At 68.2% G+C, this 14,590-nt stretch carries 25 protein-coding genes; all 25 read left to right on the top strand.

Annotation, left to right across the window (positions count from 1 at the left end):
* Window positions 1-79: 79 nt before the first annotated feature.
* The 25 genes from tuf to map all read left to right on the top strand — a co-directional run bounded on the left by tuf (window position 80) and on the right by map (window position 14,542).
* Window positions 80-1,273 carry an elongation factor Tu gene (tuf, locus tag KBX43_RS07130; protein WP_013288635.1) on the top strand — a complete coding sequence of 398 codons (1,194 nt, stop codon included), beginning with the start codon at window positions 80-82 and terminating at the stop codon, window positions 1,271-1,273.
* A gap of 354 nt (window positions 1,274-1,627) precedes the next feature.
* Window positions 1,628-1,936, top strand: coding sequence for a 30S ribosomal protein S10 (rpsJ, locus tag KBX43_RS07125; protein WP_007073037.1), 309 nt, complete (start codon window positions 1,628-1,630; stop codon window positions 1,934-1,936).
* A gap of 11 nt (window positions 1,937-1,947) precedes the next feature.
* Window positions 1,948-2,613, top strand: a complete 666-nt coding sequence (rplC, locus tag KBX43_RS07120) for a 50S ribosomal protein L3 (RefSeq protein ID WP_030501609.1) — start codon at window positions 1,948-1,950, stop codon at window positions 2,611-2,613.
* Complete coding sequence (gene rplD / locus KBX43_RS07115; protein ID WP_013288633.1) at window positions 2,610-3,275, top strand: 50S ribosomal protein L4; 666 nt, start codon at window positions 2,610-2,612, stop codon at window positions 3,273-3,275. Before rplC ends, rplD begins: the two co-directional genes overlap by 4 nt.
* On the top strand, window positions 3,272-3,574 hold the full coding sequence (gene rplW, locus KBX43_RS07110) for a 50S ribosomal protein L23 (RefSeq protein WP_013288632.1): 303 nt from the start codon (window positions 3,272-3,274) through the stop codon (window positions 3,572-3,574). Before rplD ends, rplW begins: the two co-directional genes overlap by 4 nt.
* Before the next feature lie 12 nt (window positions 3,575-3,586).
* Window positions 3,587-4,426, top strand: coding sequence for a 50S ribosomal protein L2 (gene rplB, locus KBX43_RS07105; protein WP_013288631.1), 840 nt, complete (start codon window positions 3,587-3,589; stop codon window positions 4,424-4,426).
* A 12-nt stretch (window positions 4,427-4,438) separates the two neighbouring features.
* Window positions 4,439-4,720, top strand: coding sequence for a 30S ribosomal protein S19 (gene rpsS, locus KBX43_RS07100; RefSeq protein WP_007073032.1), 282 nt, complete (start codon window positions 4,439-4,441; stop codon window positions 4,718-4,720).
* A 40-nt stretch (window positions 4,721-4,760) separates the two neighbouring features.
* Window positions 4,761-5,210, top strand: a complete 450-nt coding sequence (gene rplV, locus KBX43_RS07095) for a 50S ribosomal protein L22 (protein WP_018784552.1) — start codon at window positions 4,761-4,763, stop codon at window positions 5,208-5,210.
* The gene (gene rpsC, locus KBX43_RS07090) at window positions 5,210-6,097 is read left to right on the top strand and encodes a 30S ribosomal protein S3 (RefSeq protein ID WP_013473694.1); all 888 of its coding nucleotides are present in this window, start codon (window positions 5,210-5,212) and stop codon (window positions 6,095-6,097) included. Before rplV ends, rpsC begins: the two co-directional genes overlap by 1 nt.
* Window positions 6,098-6,100: 3 nt before the next feature.
* Window positions 6,101-6,526 carry a 50S ribosomal protein L16 gene (rplP, locus tag KBX43_RS07085; RefSeq protein WP_007465292.1) on the top strand — a complete coding sequence of 142 codons (426 nt, stop codon included), beginning with the start codon at window positions 6,101-6,103 and terminating at the stop codon, window positions 6,524-6,526.
* Window positions 6,526-6,762: a 50S ribosomal protein L29 gene (gene rpmC, locus KBX43_RS07080; RefSeq protein ID WP_013288628.1), complete on the top strand. Its 237-nt coding sequence runs from the start codon at window positions 6,526-6,528 to the stop codon at window positions 6,760-6,762. Before rplP ends, rpmC begins: the two co-directional genes overlap by 1 nt.
* The gene (gene rpsQ, locus KBX43_RS07075; RefSeq protein ID WP_030501606.1) at window positions 6,759-7,034 is read left to right on the top strand and encodes a 30S ribosomal protein S17; all 276 of its coding nucleotides are present in this window, start codon (window positions 6,759-6,761) and stop codon (window positions 7,032-7,034) included. The genes rpmC and rpsQ overlap by 4 nt, the downstream gene beginning before the upstream one ends.
* 98 nt (window positions 7,035-7,132) lie before the next feature.
* On the top strand, window positions 7,133-7,501 hold the full coding sequence (rplN, locus tag KBX43_RS07070) for a 50S ribosomal protein L14 (protein ID WP_007073026.1): 369 nt from the start codon (window positions 7,133-7,135) through the stop codon (window positions 7,499-7,501).
* A complete protein-coding gene (gene rplX / locus KBX43_RS07065; RefSeq protein WP_013288626.1) occupies window positions 7,498-7,818 on the top strand; it encodes a 50S ribosomal protein L24 in 321 nt (106 codons plus the stop codon). The genes rplN and rplX overlap by 4 nt, the downstream gene beginning before the upstream one ends.
* On the top strand, window positions 7,818-8,387 hold the full coding sequence (gene rplE, locus KBX43_RS07060; RefSeq protein ID WP_018784556.1) for a 50S ribosomal protein L5: 570 nt from the start codon (window positions 7,818-7,820) through the stop codon (window positions 8,385-8,387). Before rplX ends, rplE begins: the two co-directional genes overlap by 1 nt.
* A gap of 1 nt (window position 8,388) precedes the next feature.
* Entirely contained in the window at window positions 8,389-8,574 is a 186-nt protein-coding gene (locus tag KBX43_RS07055; protein WP_007073023.1) for a type Z 30S ribosomal protein S14, read from the top strand.
* Window positions 8,575-8,672: 98 nt separating this feature from the next.
* The gene (rpsH, locus tag KBX43_RS07050; RefSeq protein ID WP_013288624.1) at window positions 8,673-9,080 is read left to right on the top strand and encodes a 30S ribosomal protein S8; all 408 of its coding nucleotides are present in this window, start codon (window positions 8,673-8,675) and stop codon (window positions 9,078-9,080) included.
* 16 nt (window positions 9,081-9,096) lie between these two features.
* The gene (gene rplF / locus KBX43_RS07045; RefSeq protein WP_013288623.1) at window positions 9,097-9,639 is read left to right on the top strand and encodes a 50S ribosomal protein L6; all 543 of its coding nucleotides are present in this window, start codon (window positions 9,097-9,099) and stop codon (window positions 9,637-9,639) included.
* Between the two features lie 67 nt (window positions 9,640-9,706).
* Entirely contained in the window at window positions 9,707-10,096 is a 390-nt protein-coding gene (gene rplR / locus KBX43_RS07040) for a 50S ribosomal protein L18 (RefSeq protein ID WP_030501605.1), read from the top strand.
* A gap of 33 nt (window positions 10,097-10,129) precedes the next feature.
* Window positions 10,130-10,744, top strand: a complete 615-nt coding sequence (gene rpsE, locus KBX43_RS07035; protein WP_013288621.1) for a 30S ribosomal protein S5 — start codon at window positions 10,130-10,132, stop codon at window positions 10,742-10,744.
* A complete protein-coding gene (gene rpmD, locus KBX43_RS07030; RefSeq protein ID WP_013473693.1) occupies window positions 10,744-10,926 on the top strand; it encodes a 50S ribosomal protein L30 in 183 nt (60 codons plus the stop codon). The genes rpsE and rpmD overlap by 1 nt, the downstream gene beginning before the upstream one ends.
* On the top strand, window positions 10,926-11,369 hold the full coding sequence (gene rplO, locus KBX43_RS07025; RefSeq protein ID WP_018784561.1) for a 50S ribosomal protein L15: 444 nt from the start codon (window positions 10,926-10,928) through the stop codon (window positions 11,367-11,369). Before rpmD ends, rplO begins: the two co-directional genes overlap by 1 nt.
* 238 nt (window positions 11,370-11,607) lie before the next feature.
* Window positions 11,608-12,936, top strand: coding sequence for a preprotein translocase subunit SecY (gene secY / locus KBX43_RS07020; protein ID WP_043328244.1), 1,329 nt, complete (start codon window positions 11,608-11,610; stop codon window positions 12,934-12,936).
* A complete protein-coding gene (locus KBX43_RS07015) occupies window positions 12,937-13,590 on the top strand; it encodes an adenylate kinase (protein ID WP_030501603.1) in 654 nt (217 codons plus the stop codon).
* 97 nt (window positions 13,591-13,687) lie between these two features.
* Entirely contained in the window at window positions 13,688-14,542 is an 855-nt protein-coding gene (gene map / locus KBX43_RS07010; RefSeq protein ID WP_030501602.1) for a type I methionyl aminopeptidase, read from the top strand.
* The last annotated feature ends 48 nt before the right edge of the window (window positions 14,543-14,590 follow it).

Below are 14,590 nucleotides of genomic sequence, written 5' to 3'. Positions count from 1 at the left end.
GAAAGGCTGTCGACAGAGTCCTAAGCGCCGAACGGCGCGCCGGGGCGAACGAACCAAGAAAGTCCACAGGAGGACACCAGTGGCGAAGGCGAAGTTCGAGCGGACTAAGCCGCACGTCAACATCGGCACCATTGGTCACATCGACCACGGTAAGACGACGCTGACGGCGGCCATCACCAAGGTCCTGCACGACCAGTACCCGGACCTGAACCCGTACACGCCGTTCGACGAGATCGACAAGGCGCCGGAGGAGAAGGCCCGCGGCATCACGATCTCCATCGCGCACGTCGAGTACCAGACCGAGGCGCGTCACTACGCGCACGTCGACTGCCCCGGTCACGCCGACTACATCAAGAACATGATCACCGGTGCCGCGCAGATGGACGGCGCGATCCTGGTGGTGGCGGCGACCGACGGCCCGATGCCGCAGACCCGCGAGCACGTGCTGCTGGCCCGTCAGGTCGGTGTGCCGTACATCGTCGTGGCGCTCAACAAGAGCGACATGGTCGACGACGAGGAGCTCCTGGAGCTCGTCGAGCTCGAGGTCCGTGAGCTGCTCTCCTCGCAGGAGTACCCGGGTGACGACCTGCCGGTCGTCCGGGTCTCGGCGCTGAAGGCCCTGGAGGGTGACCCGGAGTGGACCGGGAAGCTCCTGGACCTGATGAACGCCGTGGACACCGCGATCCCGCAGCCGGAGCGCGAGACCGAGAAGCCGTTCCTCATGCCCATCGAGGACGTCTTCACGATCACCGGTCGCGGCACCGTGGTGACCGGTCGCGCCGAGCGCGGCATCCTCAAGCCGAACGAGGAGGTGGAGATCGTCGGCATCCGTGAGAAGTCGATGAAGACCACCTGCACCGGCATCGAGATGTTCCGCAAGCTGCTCGACGAGGCCCGCGCGGGTGAGAACGTCGGTCTGCTGCTGCGCGGCATCAAGCGCGAGGACGTCGAGCGCGGCATGGTCGTCATCAAGCCGGGCACCACGACCCCGCACACGGAGTTCGAGGCGACGGTCTACATCCTCTCCAAGGAGGAGGGCGGCCGGCACACCCCGTTCTTCCAGAACTACCGCCCGCAGTTCTACTTCCGGACCACGGACGTCACCGGCGTCGTCACGCTGCCCGAGGGCACCGAGATGGTCATGCCGGGCGACAACACCTCGATGACGGTGAAGCTGATCCAGCCCATCGCCATGGAGGAGAACCTGAAGTTCGCGATCCGCGAGGGTGGTCGTACGGTCGGCGCGGGTCGCGTCACCAAGATCATCAAGTGAGCTGGGTAACCCCGATTAGCGTCGCCGCCGGTCGTGCGGCATACTAGTCAGGTTGCGTAACGACAGTCGGTCGCCTGCGTCCGGTTGACGCTGGACCTCCGGGAGTCAGACTGTCTCGCGTAGGGTGGTTGATCGCCATCGGCGGTCAACCACCCTCGCGCGGCGTCCAGGTCGCGGCCCCCGCGATCGGCGCCATGACCCACCGCGTGGTCAGAGAATCGCTCCGGAGTCCCGGGGCGGGCCTGGCCCACGGGCGCGACACGCCCGACCGCGGGGGTCGGCGGAAGTGGGCCTGTGCCAGCCGGTACAGGCGCCCGCAACACAGCGGCATCGAGAGAAGGAACAGAAGCCACCATGGCGGGACAGAAGATCCGCATCCGGCTCAAGGCCTATGACCACGAGGTCGTCGACTCCTCGGCTCGGAAGATCGTCGAGACGGTGACGCGTACCGGGGCGCAGGTCGCTGGCCCGGTGCCGCTGCCCACGGAGATCAACCGTTTCTGCGTCATCCGCTCGCCGCACAAGTACAAGGACTCGCGCGAGCACTTCGAGATGCGTACGCACAAGCGTCTGATCGACATCATCGACCCGACCCCGAAGACGGTCGACTCGCTCATGCGCCTCGACCTGCCGGCTGGCGTCGACATCGAGATCAAGCTGTAGGGACCGGACAAATGGACAGGCAAGTCAAGGGGATCCTGGGCGCCAAGCTCGGCATGACCCAGGTCTGGGACAACAACAAGGTTGTGCCCGTGACCGTGGTTCAGGCCGGCCCGTGCGTCGTGAGCCAGGTTCGTAGCGCCGACAAGGACGGCTACTCCGCGGTCCAGCTGGCGTACGGGGTCATCGACCCGCGCAAGGTCAAGAAGCCGATCGCCGGGCACTACGCCAAGGCGGACGTCGCGCCGCGCCGGCACATCGTCGAGCTGCGCACCTCCGACGCCGCGGACTACGCGCCCGGCCAGGAGGTCACGGTCGAGGAGTTCCCGGCCGGCGCCGTGATCGACGTGACCGGCAAGACCAAGGGCAAGGGCTACGCCGGCCCGATGAAGCGGCACGGCTTCCACGGTCTGCGCGCCAGCCACGGTGTCGAGCGCAAGCACCGCTCGCCCGGCTCGATCGGCGCCTGCGCGACCCCGGGTCGCGTCTTCAAGGGCACCCGGATGGCGGGCCGGATGGGTGGCGTGCGCTACACCGTCCAGAACCTGACCGTCCAGGCGGTCGACACCGAGAACAACCTCCTGCTCGTCCGCGGCGCCATCCCTGGCCCGAAGGGCGCGCTGGTCCTGGTCCGCACCGCGGCCAAGGCGAAGGTGAAGAAGGGCGGTGCGGCCAAGTGACCACCGTTGACGTGATCAACGTCGAAGGCGCCAAGAGCGGCTCCGTGGAGCTGCCGGCCGACATCTTCGACGCGCAGGCCAACATCGCCCTGATGCACCAGGTCGTGGTGGCCCAGCTCGCGGCGGCCCGCCAGGGCACGCACAAGACGAAGACCCGCGGCGAGGTCTCCGGTGGAGGCAAGAAGCCGTACAAGCAGAAGGGCACCGGTCGTGCCCGCCAGGGCTCGACCCGCGCGCCGCAGTTCGCCGGCGGTGGCGTGGTCCACGGCCCGGTGCCGCGCGACTACAGCCAGCGCACCCCGAAGAAGATGAAGGCCGCCGCCCTGCGTGGCGCCCTCTCCGACCGGGCCCGCGCCGGCCAGGTGCACGTCGTCGAGGCGTTCGTCTCGGGCGAGAAGCCGTCCACCAAGGCGGCCCTGGCCACGCTGACCAAGCTGACCCAGGCCCGTCGGGTCCTGGTCGTGCTGAGCAGCACCGACGAGCTGAACTGGGTGTCGCTGCGGAACCTGCGCAACGCGCGGGACAGCCGGGTGCACCTGATCGAGGCCGGCCAGCTCAACACCTACGACGTGCTGGTGGCCGACGACGTGGTCTTCACCAAGGAGGCCCTGGACGAGTTCCTGGGCGTTCCCGCCGAGACCACCGAGGAGGATGGCAAGTGAGCACGATCGCCGATCCGCGTGACGTCATCGTCGCGCCGGTCGTCTCGGAGAAGAGCTACAGCGAGCTGAACCGCAACTGGTACACCTTCCTGGTGCACCCGGACGCCAACAAGACCGAGATCAAGATCGCTATTCAGCAGATCTTCAACGTCCGCGTCCTGACGGTCAACACGCTCAACCGCGAGGGCAAGCGCAAGCGGACCCGTACCGGGTTCGGCAAGCGCAAGGACACCAAGCGCGCGATGGTGAAGCTGGCTGACGGTGACCGTATCGAGGCCTTCGGCGGCCCGGTCAGCTGAGGGGTGTAGACAATGGCTATCCGTAAGTACAAGCCGACGACGCCGGGCCGGCGTGGCTCGAGCGTTGCCGACTTCGCCGAGATCACCCGGTCGACGCCCGAGAAGTCGCTGCTGGCTCCGCTGCCGAAGAAGGGCGGACGCAACGCCCACGGCCGGATCACCACGCGGCACCACGGCGGCGGTCACAAGCGTCAGTACCGTCTGATCGACTTCAAGCGGGTCGACAAGGACGGCGTGCCGGCGAAGGTCGCTCACATCGAGTACGACCCGAACCGCACCGCGCGCATCGCGCTGCTGCACTACGCCGACGGCGAGAAGCGCTACATCATCGCGCCGAAGGACCTGAAGCAGGGCGACCGCGTCGAGTCCGGTCCGGGCGCCGACATCAAGCCGGGCAATAACCTGCCGCTGCGCAACATCCCGGTCGGTACCACCATCCACAACGTGGAGCTGCGTCCGGGTGGCGGCGCCAAGCTGGCCCGCTCGGCCGGCGTCGGCATCCAGCTGCTCGGCCGTGAGGGCGCGTACGCGACCCTGCGTATGCCGTCCGGTGAGATCCGGCGTGTGGACGTGCGCTGCCGCGCCAGCATCGGCGAGATCGGCAACGCCGACCAGTCGAACATCAACTGGGGTAAGGCCGGCCGTATGCGGTGGAAGGGCAAGCGCCCGACCGTCCGTGGTGTCGCGATGAACCCGGTCGACCACCCGCACGGTGGTGGTGAGGGTAAGACCTCCGGTGGTCGCCACCCGGTCAACCCGCAGGGTAAGCCCGAGGGCCGCACCCGTCGTAAGGGCCAGCCGAGCGACCGGCTGATCGTCCGCCGCCGCTACGCCACGCGTAAGCGCGGCTGAGGGAGATAAGACATGCCTCGCAGCCTGAAGAAGGGCCCGTTCGTCGACGACCACCTGCTCAAGAAGGTGGAGACGCAGAACGACAAGGGCTCGAAGAACGTGATCAAGACCTGGTCGCGCCGCTCGACGATCATCCCGGAGATGCTGGGTCACACGATCGCCGTGCACGACGGACGCAAGCACGTCCCGGTCTTCGTGACCGAGGCCATGGTCGGGCACAAGCTCGGCGAGTTCGCGCTGACCCGCACGTTCAAGGGTCACGAGAAGGACGACCGGAAGAGCCGCCGGCGCTGACGCCGCGGGCATACGGATAGAGGAACAAGGGGTTACAGCGATGCCAGGAAAGGGCGACGCTCCGGTGCTTCCGGGCGCGCGGGCGGTTGCGCGGCACGTGCGCATCTCGCCGATGAAGGCGCGCCGGGTGGTCAACCTCGTCCGCGGCCTGCCCGCGAAGGAGGCGCTCACGGTGCTGCAGTTCGCGCCGCAGGCTGCGAGCGAGCAGGTGTACAAGGTGCTCGCGAGCGCGATCGCCAACGCGGAGAACAACGAGCGGCTGGACCCCGACGCGCTGCTCGTCAGTGAGGCGTTCGTCGACGAGGGCCCGACCATGAAGCGGTTCCGGCCGCGTGCGCAGGGCCGGGCGTACCGGATCCGCAAGCGCACCTGCCACATCACCGTGGCGGTCGAGGCGGTCGCGCCGGCCGCGCCGAAGAAGTCGGCGAAGAAGGCCGCTCCGGCCAAGCCGGCCGCCGAGGAGCAGAGCACGACGGAGGGTGCCGAGTAATGGGTCAGAAGGTTCACCCGACCGGGTTCCGGCTCGGCATCTCGACCGACTGGAAGTCCCGCTGGTTCGCGGACAAGCTCTACAAGGACTACATCGGCGAGGACGTCAAGATCCGCCGCATGATGTCCAAGGGCCTCGAGCGCGCCGGCATCTCCAAGGTCGACATCGAGCGCACCCGGGACCGGGTCCGCGTCGACATCCACACCGCCCGGCCGGGCATCGTCATCGGCCGTAAGGGTGCGGAGGCCGACCGGATCCGCGGCGAGCTGGAGAAGCTCACCGGCAAGCAGGTCCAGCTGAACATCATCGAGGTCAAGAACCCCGAGTCGGACGCGCAGCTGGTCGCGCAGGGCGTTGCCGAGCAGCTGTCCAGCCGGGTCAGCTTCCGTCGGGCCATGCGCAAGGCGATGCAGTCCGCGATGAAGAACCCCGCCTGCAAGGGCATCCGGGTTCAGGTCTCGGGCCGTCTCGGCGGCGCCGAGATGAGCCGGACCGAGTTCTACCGCGAGGGCCGGGTTCCGCTGCACACGCTGCGGGCCAACATCGAGTACGGCTTCTTCGAGGCCCGTACCACCTTCGGCCGGATCGGCGTGAAGGTCTGGATCTACAAGGGCGACGCCGTCCCGGGCCGCGAGGCCCCGGCCGAGGCCGCCCCGTCGCGCGGCCCGCGCCGCGACCGTGGCGACCGGCCGGACCGGCCGCGCCGTGGCCGCTCGGGCTCGTCCGGTACGACCGCCGGTGGCACCGAGGCCGGCCGGGCTGCCGCGACCACCATCGCGCAGCAGGCGGAGACGCCGGCCGGTGAGCCGGTCGACAGCAGCGCTGTCGCCGCAGCCGCCTCGGCTCCGGTCGGTAACCAGCCGGCAGAAACGCAGCAGGAGGGCTGACAGATGCTGATGCCGCGCAAGCCCCCGAAGGGCTTCCGCAAGCCGCACCACCCGGACCGCAGCGGCGCGTCCAAGGGTGGTAACCGGGTGGTGTTCGGCGAGTTCGGGATCCAGGCTCTCGAGCCGGCGTACGTGACCAACCGCCAGATCGAGTCGGCGCGTATCGCGATGACCCGTCACATCAAGCGTGGCGGCAAGGTCTGGATCACGATCTTCCCGGACCAGGCCCTCACCAAGAAGCCGGCCGAGACCCGGATGGGTTCCGGTAAGGGTTCGCCCGAGTGGTGGGTCGCCAACGTGAAGCCGGGGCGGGTCCTCTTCGAGATGTCCTTCCCCAACGAGCAGATCGCGCGAGAGGCGATGCGTCGCGCGATCCACAAGCTCCCGATGAAGTGCCGCATTGTTACGCGCGAAGTGGGTGAATCCTGATGGCAGCGGGCGTCAAGCCCTCCGAGCTGCGTGAGCTCTCCGAGGAGGAGCTGGTCACGAAGTTGCGCGAGGCTAAGGCGGAGCTGTTCAACCTCCGCGTGCAGGCCGCAACCGGGCAGCTGGACAACAACCGGCGGCTGCAGGTCATCCGTCGGGAGATCGCCCGGATCTACACGATCATGCGTGAGCGTGAGCTGGGTCTCTCGGCCGCGCCGACTGAGGTGACTGCATCATGAGTGAGAACACCACCGCCCCCGCGCGGGCCCGCCGCAAGGTTCGCGAGGGCCTCGTGGTCAGCGACAAGATGGACAAGACCGTCGTGGTCGAGGTCGAGGACCGCGTCAAGCACGCGCTGTACGGCAAGATCATGCGCCGTACGAGCAAGCTGAAGGTGCACGACGAGCAGAACTCGGCCGGCATCGGCGACCGGGTCCTGATCATGGAGACCCGGCCGCTGTCCGCCACCAAGCGCTGGCGGCTCGTGGAGATCCTCGAGAAGGCCAAGTAGCGAAGGCTCGAGCTCGGCCGGGTCTCGGTCGGGCGCAGGTTCCGCCAGGCTCCGGCCGCCCTGAGCGGCCGGAGAACCGGCAGACATAGGAGATAGACGTGATTCAGCAGGAGTCGCGACTGCGCGTCGCCGACAACACGGGTGCCCGGGAGATCCTGTGCATCCGGGTGCTCGGCGGCTCCGGTCGGCGCTACGCGAGCATCGGCGACGTCATCGTGGCGACCGTCAAGGACGCGATCCCCGGTGCCGGTGTGAAGAAGGGCGACGTCGTCAAGGCTGTCGTCGTTCGGACCGCCAAGGAGAAGCGGCGGCCGGACGGGTCGTACATCCGCTTCGACGAGAACGCCGCCGTCATCATCAAGGACGGTGGGGACCCGCGCGGTACCCGTATCTTCGGCCCGGTCGGCCGGGAGCTGCGGGACAAGCGGTTCATGAAGATCATCTCTCTCGCGCCGGAGGTGTTGTGACCGTGAAGGTCAAGAAGGGCGACACGGTCGTCGTCATCGCCGGCAAGGACAAGGGTGCCAAGGGCAAGGTCATCGCGGCCTACCCGCGGCAGGACAAGGTCCTGGTCGAGGGCGTGAACCGGGTCAAGAAGCACACCCGTATCAGCACCACCCAGCGTGGCGCCAAGACCGGTGGCATCGTCACCCAGGAGGCCCCGATCCACGTCTCGAACGTGATGGTCCTGGACTCCGACGGCAAGCCGACCCGCGTCGGCTACCGGATCGACGACAACGGCCAGAAGGTCCGCATCGCGCGTAGCACCGGTAAGGACCTCTGATGACCACGGCTACCGAAACCAAGACCCTGCCGCGCCTCAAGGAGCGGTACCGCAACGAGGTGGTGGCCGAGCTGCAGAAGCAGTTCGAGTTCGCCAACCCGATGCAGGTGCCGCGGCTGGTCAAGATCGTCGTCAACATGGGTGTCGGCGAGGCTGCTCGCGACGCCAAGCTGATCGACGGGGCCGTTCGCGACCTGGCCACCATCACCGGCCAGAAGCCGCAGGTCCGGCGGGCCACCAAGTCCATCGCGCAGTTCAAGCTCCGCGAGGGCATGCCGATCGGCGCGAAGGTCACCCTCCGCGGCGACCGGATGTGGGAGTTCCTGGACCGGCTGCTCTCGATCGCGCTGCCGCGTATCCGCGACTTCCGCGGCCTGGACGGGCGCAAGCTCGACGGGCACGGCAACTACACGTTCGGCCTGACCGAGCAGTCGGTGTTCCACGAGATCGATCAGGACAAGATCGATCGCCAGCGGGGCATGGACATCACGGTGGTCACGACCGCCACGACCGACGACGAGGGCCGGGCGCTGCTCAAGCTCCTGGGCTTCCCGTTCAAGGAGAACTGAGATGGCCAAGAAGGCGCTGATCCTCAAGGCGGCCGCGAAGCCGAAGTTCTCGGTTCGCGCGTACACCCGCTGCCAGCGGTGCGGGCGTCCGAAGGCGGTCTACCGCAAGTTCGGTCTCTGCCGGGTGTGCATCCGGGAGATGGCCCACCGCGGTGAGCTGCCCGGCGTGTCCAAGGCTTCCTGGTAATAGCCCGGCGCGCTCCGGCGCGTCAGCTGAACTGTCTCTTCGCCGTAGGCCCCGGGCCTGGCCCGGGGAACCCCGGCGAGAAAGGTTGACGAGTTTTCATGACGATGACCGACCCGATCGCAGACATGCTCACGCGTCTGCGTAACGCCAACCAGGCGTACCACGACCGGGTGACGATGCCCTACTCGAAGATCAAGGCGAACATCGCCGAGGTCCTCAAGGCCGAGGGTTACATCGCCACCTGGTCGGTCGAGGAGCCCGAGGAGGGCGCCGTCGGCAAGCGACTGGTCGTCGAGCTGAAGTACGGCCAGAACCGCGAGCGGAGCCTGGCCGGCATCAAGCGCGTGTCCAAGCCCGGTCTCCGGGTGTACGCCAAGTCGGACGGGCTCCCGCGGGTGCTCGGCGGGCTGGGCGTGGCGATCATTTCGACGTCCCAGGGGCTGCTCACCGACCGGCAGGCCCGCAAGCGGAGCGTTGGCGGGGAAGTCCTCGCCTTCGTCTGGTAACGGGAGACAGGTAGAAATGTCGCGTATTGGACGTAAGTCGATCCCGGTGCCTGCCGGCGTCGACATCACGATCGACGGCCGGACCGTCAAGGTCAAGGGCCCCAAGGGCGAACTGAGCCACGTGCTGGCCGAGCCGATCACGGCGGAGCGGGGCGAGGACGGCGAGCTGCACGTCAACCGGCCCAACGACGAGCGCAAGGCCAAGGAGCTGCACGGCCTGAGCCGGACGCTGGTGGCCAACATGATCGTCGGCGTGACCGAGGGCTACCGCAAGAGCCTGGAGATCGCCGGCACCGGTTACCGCGTGACCGCCAAGGGCAAGGACCTGGAGTTCGCGCTCGGGTTCTCGCACCCGGTCCTCGTGCCGGCGCCGGAGGGCATCACCTTCACGGTCGAGAAGCCGACGCTGTTCCACGTGGCCGGCATCGACAAGCAGCAGGTCGGTGAGGTCGCCGCCAACATCCGGAAGATCCGCCCGCCGGAGCCCTACAAGGGCAAGGGCGTGAAGTACCAGGGCGAGGTCATCCGCCGCAAGGCTGGTAAGGCGGGCAAGAAGTGACCGCGGCCATCAACACCCGGGCGAGGTCGTCCGCCGGCCGTGAGGCCGTGAGAAAGGCAGGTAAGAAGTGAGCGCCACGCTGCTCAAGCGCCGCCGCGGCGTCGCCGCCAAGCGTGCCGTCGGGCGTGCGCGTCGGCACTTCCGGGTCCGCAAGAACGTCAGCGGCACCGCCGAGCGTCCCCGCCTCGTCGTCACCCGCTCCCTGCGGCACATGGTGGCCCAGGTCGTGGACGACACCAAGGGTCACACCCTGGCGTCGGCCTCGACCATGGACGCCTCGCTGCGCGGCGCCGAGGGCGACAAGAGCGCCCTGGCCGGCAAGGTCGGCGCCCTGCTCGCCGAGCGCGCCAAGGCCGCCGGCGTCTCGAAGGTCGTCTTCGACCGCGGTGGCAACCGGTACGCGGGGCGTGTCGCCGCGCTTGCCGACGCCGCCCGCGAAGCCGGGCTCGAGTTCTAGAAACCCCGTCACGAGAGAGAAGGAAGGCTGCTGATGCCAGGTCAACAGCGCCGTGGCGGCGGGTCCGGTGGCAACGAGGGTGGTCGCCGCGACAACCGCCGTGAGGGCGGCCGCGGAAACGCGCCCGTCGAGAAGACCCCGCACCTCGAGCGGGTCGTCGCGATCAACCGCGTCGCCAAGGTCGTGAAGGGTGGTCGTCGCTTCAGCTTCACCGCCCTGGTGATCGTGGGCGACGGCGACGGCACCGTCGGTGTGGGCTACGGAAAGGCCAAGGAGGTGCCCGCGGCGATCGCCAAGGGTGTCGAGGAGGCCAAGAAGCACTTCTTCAAGGTGCCGCGGATCGGTCAGTCGATCCCGCACCCGGTCACGGGCGAGGACGCGGCCGGTGTGGTGCTGCTCAAGCCGGCCTCCGCCGGTACGGGTGTCATCGCCGGTGGTCCGGTGCGTGCCGTGCTGGAGTGCGCGGGCATCCACGACGTGCTCTCCAAGAGCCTCGGCTCGTCCAACCCGATCAACATCGTGCACGCCACGGTGGCGGCCCTGAAGGGGCTCGAGTCCCCGGAGCAGGTCGCGGCCCGTCGTGGTCTGCCGGTCGAGGACGTCGCGCCGGCCGCCATGCTGGCGTCGCGGGCGGGGGTGGCGTCCTGATGGCACGCCTGAAGGTCACCCAGGTCCGGTCCGAGATCGGGACCAAGAAGAACCAGCGTGACTCGCTGCGTTCGCTCGGTCTCAAGCGGATCAACGACGTGGTGGTCAAGGAGGACCGGCCGGAGATCCGCGGCATGATCTTCACGGTCAACCACCTCGTGAAGGTCGAGGAGGTCGAGTAATGACGATCAAGGTGCACCACCTGCGTCCGGCTCCGGGTGCCAAGACCGACAAGACCCGCGTGGGTCGCGGTGAGGGCTCGAAGGGCAAGACCGCCGGTCGCGGTACCAAGGGTTCGAAGGCCCGGAAGAACATCTCGCCGGCGTTCGAGGGTGGGCAGATGCCCATCCACATGCGCCTGCCGAAGATGAAGGGCTTCAAGAACAAGTTCAAGGTCGTGTTCCAGGTGGTCAACCTGGACCGGCTGGCCGAGCTGTTCCCGAACGGCGGCCAGGTCGGCCCGGTCGAGCTGGTCGAGGCCGGCGCGGTCCGCAAGGGTCACCCGGTCAAGGTGCTCGGCACCGGCGACCTCGGTGGCGTGTCTCTCCAGGTCTCGGCGCACGCGTTCAGCGCGTCGGCCAAGGAGAAGATCACCGCCGCCGGTGGCTCGGTCACCGAGCTGTAAGGCGATGTTCATGGCGCCCGCTCAGTTGTTCGCAACTGGGCGGGCGCCATGGTCTACCGGCCACGTGTGCGCCGGGTAACATCGGATTCGTTTTATGTAGCCGGGCACATCTGCCCGGAGGGGGATCGGACTGTTAGAGTCCGTTCCCAGCCATGGAATCCGGGCACGCCGCCCGGCCACACCACCCCGCCCCGCCAGGATTCGTCACCGGCGGCCCGCGTCGCGCAGGAGGAAGAAGTTGCTGTCCGCCTTTCTCAGTGCGTTCCGTACGCCTGACCTGCGCAAGAAGCTGCTGTTCACAGTAGGCATCATCGCGGTCTACCGGCTGGGCGCCACGATGCCCAGCCCAGGCGTCTCGTACGGCAACGTGCAGAAGTGTCTCGACACCATCCAGGGTGGCAGCACCGGCGTGCTCAACCTGCTGGATCTCTTCTCCGGTGGCGCGCTGCTCCAGCTCTCGGTCTTCGCGCTGGGCATCATGCCCTACATCACCGCGTCGATCATCCTGCAGCTGCTGACGGTGGTGATCCCGCGCCTGGAGCAGCTCCGCAAGGAGGGCCAGGCCGGGCAGGCCAAGATCACGCAGTACACCCGCTACCTGACGCTGGGTCTGGGCGTTCTGCAGGCCTCGGCGTTCGTGGCGCTGGCCCGCTCCGGGCAGCTGTTCAACAACCAGTGCGACCAGTTCCCGATCGTGCCCCGCGGCACCGGCATCCCGGACTGGCTGACGCTGACGATCCTGGTCATGACCATGACCGCCGGCACCGGCGTGGTGATGTGGCTCGGCGAGCTGATCACCGACCGGGGCGTCGGCAACGGCATGTCCGTGCTGATCTTCACCTCGATCGCGGCCCGGCTCCCCAGTGAGGGCTGGAAGATCAAGACCACCAAGGGCTGGGGGATGTTCCTCCTCGTCATCGCCCTGGTGCTGGTGGTCATCACCGCTGTCACGTTCATCGAGCAGGCGCAGCGCCGCATCCCGGTGCAGTACGCCAAGCGCATGATCGGCCGGCGGATGTACGGCGGCACCTCGACCTACATTCCGCTGAAGGTGAACCAGGCCGGCGTCATCCCGGTCATCTTCGCCTCGTCGCTGCTCTACCTGCCGCAGCTCGCGCTCCAGTTCTTCGATCAGAACGACCCGGGCAAGGTCCAGGCGTGGATCCAGAACCACATCGTGAAGGCGAGCGCGCCGGAGCACATCGCGATCTACTTCCTGCTGATCATCTTCTTCACGTACTTCTACGTGTCGATCACGTTCAACCCGACCGAGGTCGCGGACAACATGAAGAAGTACGGCGGCTTCGTGCCGGGTATCCGCCCCGGCAAGCCGACCGCCGAGTACCTCGACTTCATCCTCAGCCGGATCACCCTGCCGGGCGCGCTCTACCTGGGCATCGTCGCGATCCTGCCGAACTTCTTCTTCATCTGGCTGGACAACCAGCAGTTCCAGAACTTCCCGTTCGGCGGCACCGCTGTGCTGATCATGGTTGGCGTCGGTCTGGAGACCGTGAAGCAGATCGAAAGCCAACTCATGCAGCGGAACTACGAAGGGTTCCTGCGGTAGATGCGACTCGTTCTGGTTGGCCCGCCGGGCGCGGGCAAAGGCACACAGGCGGAGTTCATCGCCGCTCACCTCTCGGTGCCGAAGATCTCGACCGGTGACATCTTCCGGGCGAACGTCTCCCAGGGCACGCCCCTGGGAGTCGAGGCCAAGCGGTACATGGACGCCGGCAAGCTGGTCCCGGACGAGGTCACCATCAACATGGTGCGTGACCGGCTCGCCGAGCCGGACGCGAGCGAGGGCTTCCTGCTCGACGGCTTCCCGCGGACCACGCCGCAGGCCGCCGCGCTGGACAAGCTCCTTGCCGACCTCGGCACCGCGCTGGACCTGGTCCTGGAACTGGTCGTCGACGACGACGAGGTGATCCGGCGGCTGTCCGGCCGGCGCACCTGCCGGGGCTGCGGCAAGATCTGGCACGTCGAGTTCGACGCGACCAGCCGGGAGGGCATCTGCGACCGCTGCGGCGCGGAGCTGTTCCAGCGGGACGACGACAAGCCGGAGACCATCGCCGCCCGGCTGCGCGAGTACGCCGAGAAGACCGCGCCGCTGGTCGACTACTACGGCGCCCAGGGCAAGCTGGTCGGCATCGACGCGACCGGTCCGGTGGAGGACGTCACCGTCCGCGCCATCGACGCGCTGCGCTCGTACGGCGGCTGAGGTCCCACCCGCCACCCGGCGGATAGAGTGCGAACAGCGGGGTACGTGCGACGTGCCCCGCTGCTCCGCGTACGCGCGACGAAAGGTAACCACCACCATGCGCCGTCACCAGCTGGACATCCAGCTGAAGACCCCCGAGCAGATCGAGCTGATGCGGGCCGCCGGTCTGGTCGTCGCCCGTGCCCTGCGCCGGATGCGGGAAGCGGTGGCGCCGGGCGTGTCGACGGCAGACCTGGACGCGATCGCCGAGTCGACGATCCGCGAGGCCGGCGCGGTGCCGTCCTTCAAGGGTTACCACGGCTTCCCGGCGTCGATCTGCTCCTCGGTCAACCAGCAGGTGGTGCACGCCATCCCGTCGCCCCAGCAGGTGCTGCGCGAGGGTGACCTGATCTCGATCGACTGCGGCGCGGTGCTGGACGGCTGGCACGGCGACGCGGCTGTCACGGTGCCGGTCGGCGAGGTCGACCCGGCGCTGCTGAGGATGACGGCGGTGGCCGAGGACGCGATGTGGGCCGGGATCGCGGCGGCGGCGCGCGGGGCGGCCTCGGGCAAGGGCCGGCTCACCGACATCTCCCACGCGGTCGAGAGCGCGGTCCGCAAGGGCGGCCGGTACGGCATCGTCGACGGCTACGGCGGTCACGGCATCGGCACTGAGATGCACCAGGACCCGCATGTGCTCAACCACGGGCGCCCCGGCAAGGGGCCGCGTCTGGTGCCGGGCCTGGCGCTCGCCATCGAGCCGATGATCACCATGGGTTCGCCGCGTACGGTCGAGCTGGCCGACGGCTGGACCGTGGTGACCCGGGACGGCTCCATGGCGGTGCACGTGGAGCACTCGATGGCGCTGCTGGACGACGGCGTGTGGGTGCTGACCGCCGAGGACGGCGGACGGGGTCGCCTGGGCGACCTGGTGACCGCCCGGCAGACGTCTGTCGACTCTCCGGCGGTCTGAGCGGGCGCACGCCCTTCCCGGGCGCCGGGCTGCGGGCCTGGCGGCCGG

The organism is Micromonospora sp. C41 (genome assembly GCF_018070485.1).
Taxonomy (GTDB): domain Bacteria; phylum Actinomycetota; class Actinomycetes; order Mycobacteriales; family Micromonosporaceae; genus Micromonospora; species Micromonospora chalcea.
This window is presented reverse-complemented; position numbering and strand designations above follow the sequence as displayed.

Excerpts from the sequence above, each read along its gene's own strand:
- rpsJ (WP_007073037.1), top strand. The coding sequence starts at position 1,628 with ATGGCGGGACAGAAGATCCGCATCCGGCTCAAGGCCTATGACCACGAG.
- rplC (WP_030501609.1), top strand. The coding sequence starts at position 1,948 with ATGGACAGGCAAGTCAAGGGGATCCTGGGCGCCAAGCTCGGCATGACC.
- rplB (WP_013288631.1), top strand. The coding sequence starts at position 3,587 with ATGGCTATCCGTAAGTACAAGCCGACGACGCCGGGCCGGCGTGGCTCG.
- rpsS (WP_007073032.1), top strand. The coding sequence starts at position 4,439 with ATGCCTCGCAGCCTGAAGAAGGGCCCGTTCGTCGACGACCACCTGCTC.
- rplV (WP_018784552.1), top strand. The coding sequence starts at position 4,761 with ATGCCAGGAAAGGGCGACGCTCCGGTGCTTCCGGGCGCGCGGGCGGTT.
- rpsC (WP_013473694.1), top strand. The coding sequence starts at position 5,210 with ATGGGTCAGAAGGTTCACCCGACCGGGTTCCGGCTCGGCATCTCGACC.
- rplP (WP_007465292.1), top strand. The coding sequence starts at position 6,101 with ATGCTGATGCCGCGCAAGCCCCCGAAGGGCTTCCGCAAGCCGCACCAC.
- rpmC (WP_013288628.1), top strand. The coding sequence starts at position 6,526 with ATGGCAGCGGGCGTCAAGCCCTCCGAGCTGCGTGAGCTCTCCGAGGAG.
- rpsQ (WP_030501606.1), top strand. The coding sequence starts at position 6,759 with ATGAGTGAGAACACCACCGCCCCCGCGCGGGCCCGCCGCAAGGTTCGC.
- rplE (WP_018784556.1), top strand. The coding sequence starts at position 7,818 with ATGACCACGGCTACCGAAACCAAGACCCTGCCGCGCCTCAAGGAGCGG.
- KBX43_RS07055 (WP_007073023.1), top strand. The coding sequence starts at position 8,389 with ATGGCCAAGAAGGCGCTGATCCTCAAGGCGGCCGCGAAGCCGAAGTTC.
- rpsH (WP_013288624.1), top strand. The coding sequence starts at position 8,673 with ATGACGATGACCGACCCGATCGCAGACATGCTCACGCGTCTGCGTAAC.
- rplF (WP_013288623.1), top strand. The coding sequence starts at position 9,097 with ATGTCGCGTATTGGACGTAAGTCGATCCCGGTGCCTGCCGGCGTCGAC.
- rpsE (WP_013288621.1), top strand. The coding sequence starts at position 10,130 with ATGCCAGGTCAACAGCGCCGTGGCGGCGGGTCCGGTGGCAACGAGGGT.
- rpmD (WP_013473693.1), top strand. The coding sequence starts at position 10,744 with ATGGCACGCCTGAAGGTCACCCAGGTCCGGTCCGAGATCGGGACCAAG.
- rplO (WP_018784561.1), top strand. The coding sequence starts at position 10,926 with ATGACGATCAAGGTGCACCACCTGCGTCCGGCTCCGGGTGCCAAGACC.
- KBX43_RS07015 (WP_030501603.1), top strand. The coding sequence starts at position 12,937 with ATGCGACTCGTTCTGGTTGGCCCGCCGGGCGCGGGCAAAGGCACACAG.
- map (WP_030501602.1), top strand. The coding sequence starts at position 13,688 with ATGCGCCGTCACCAGCTGGACATCCAGCTGAAGACCCCCGAGCAGATC.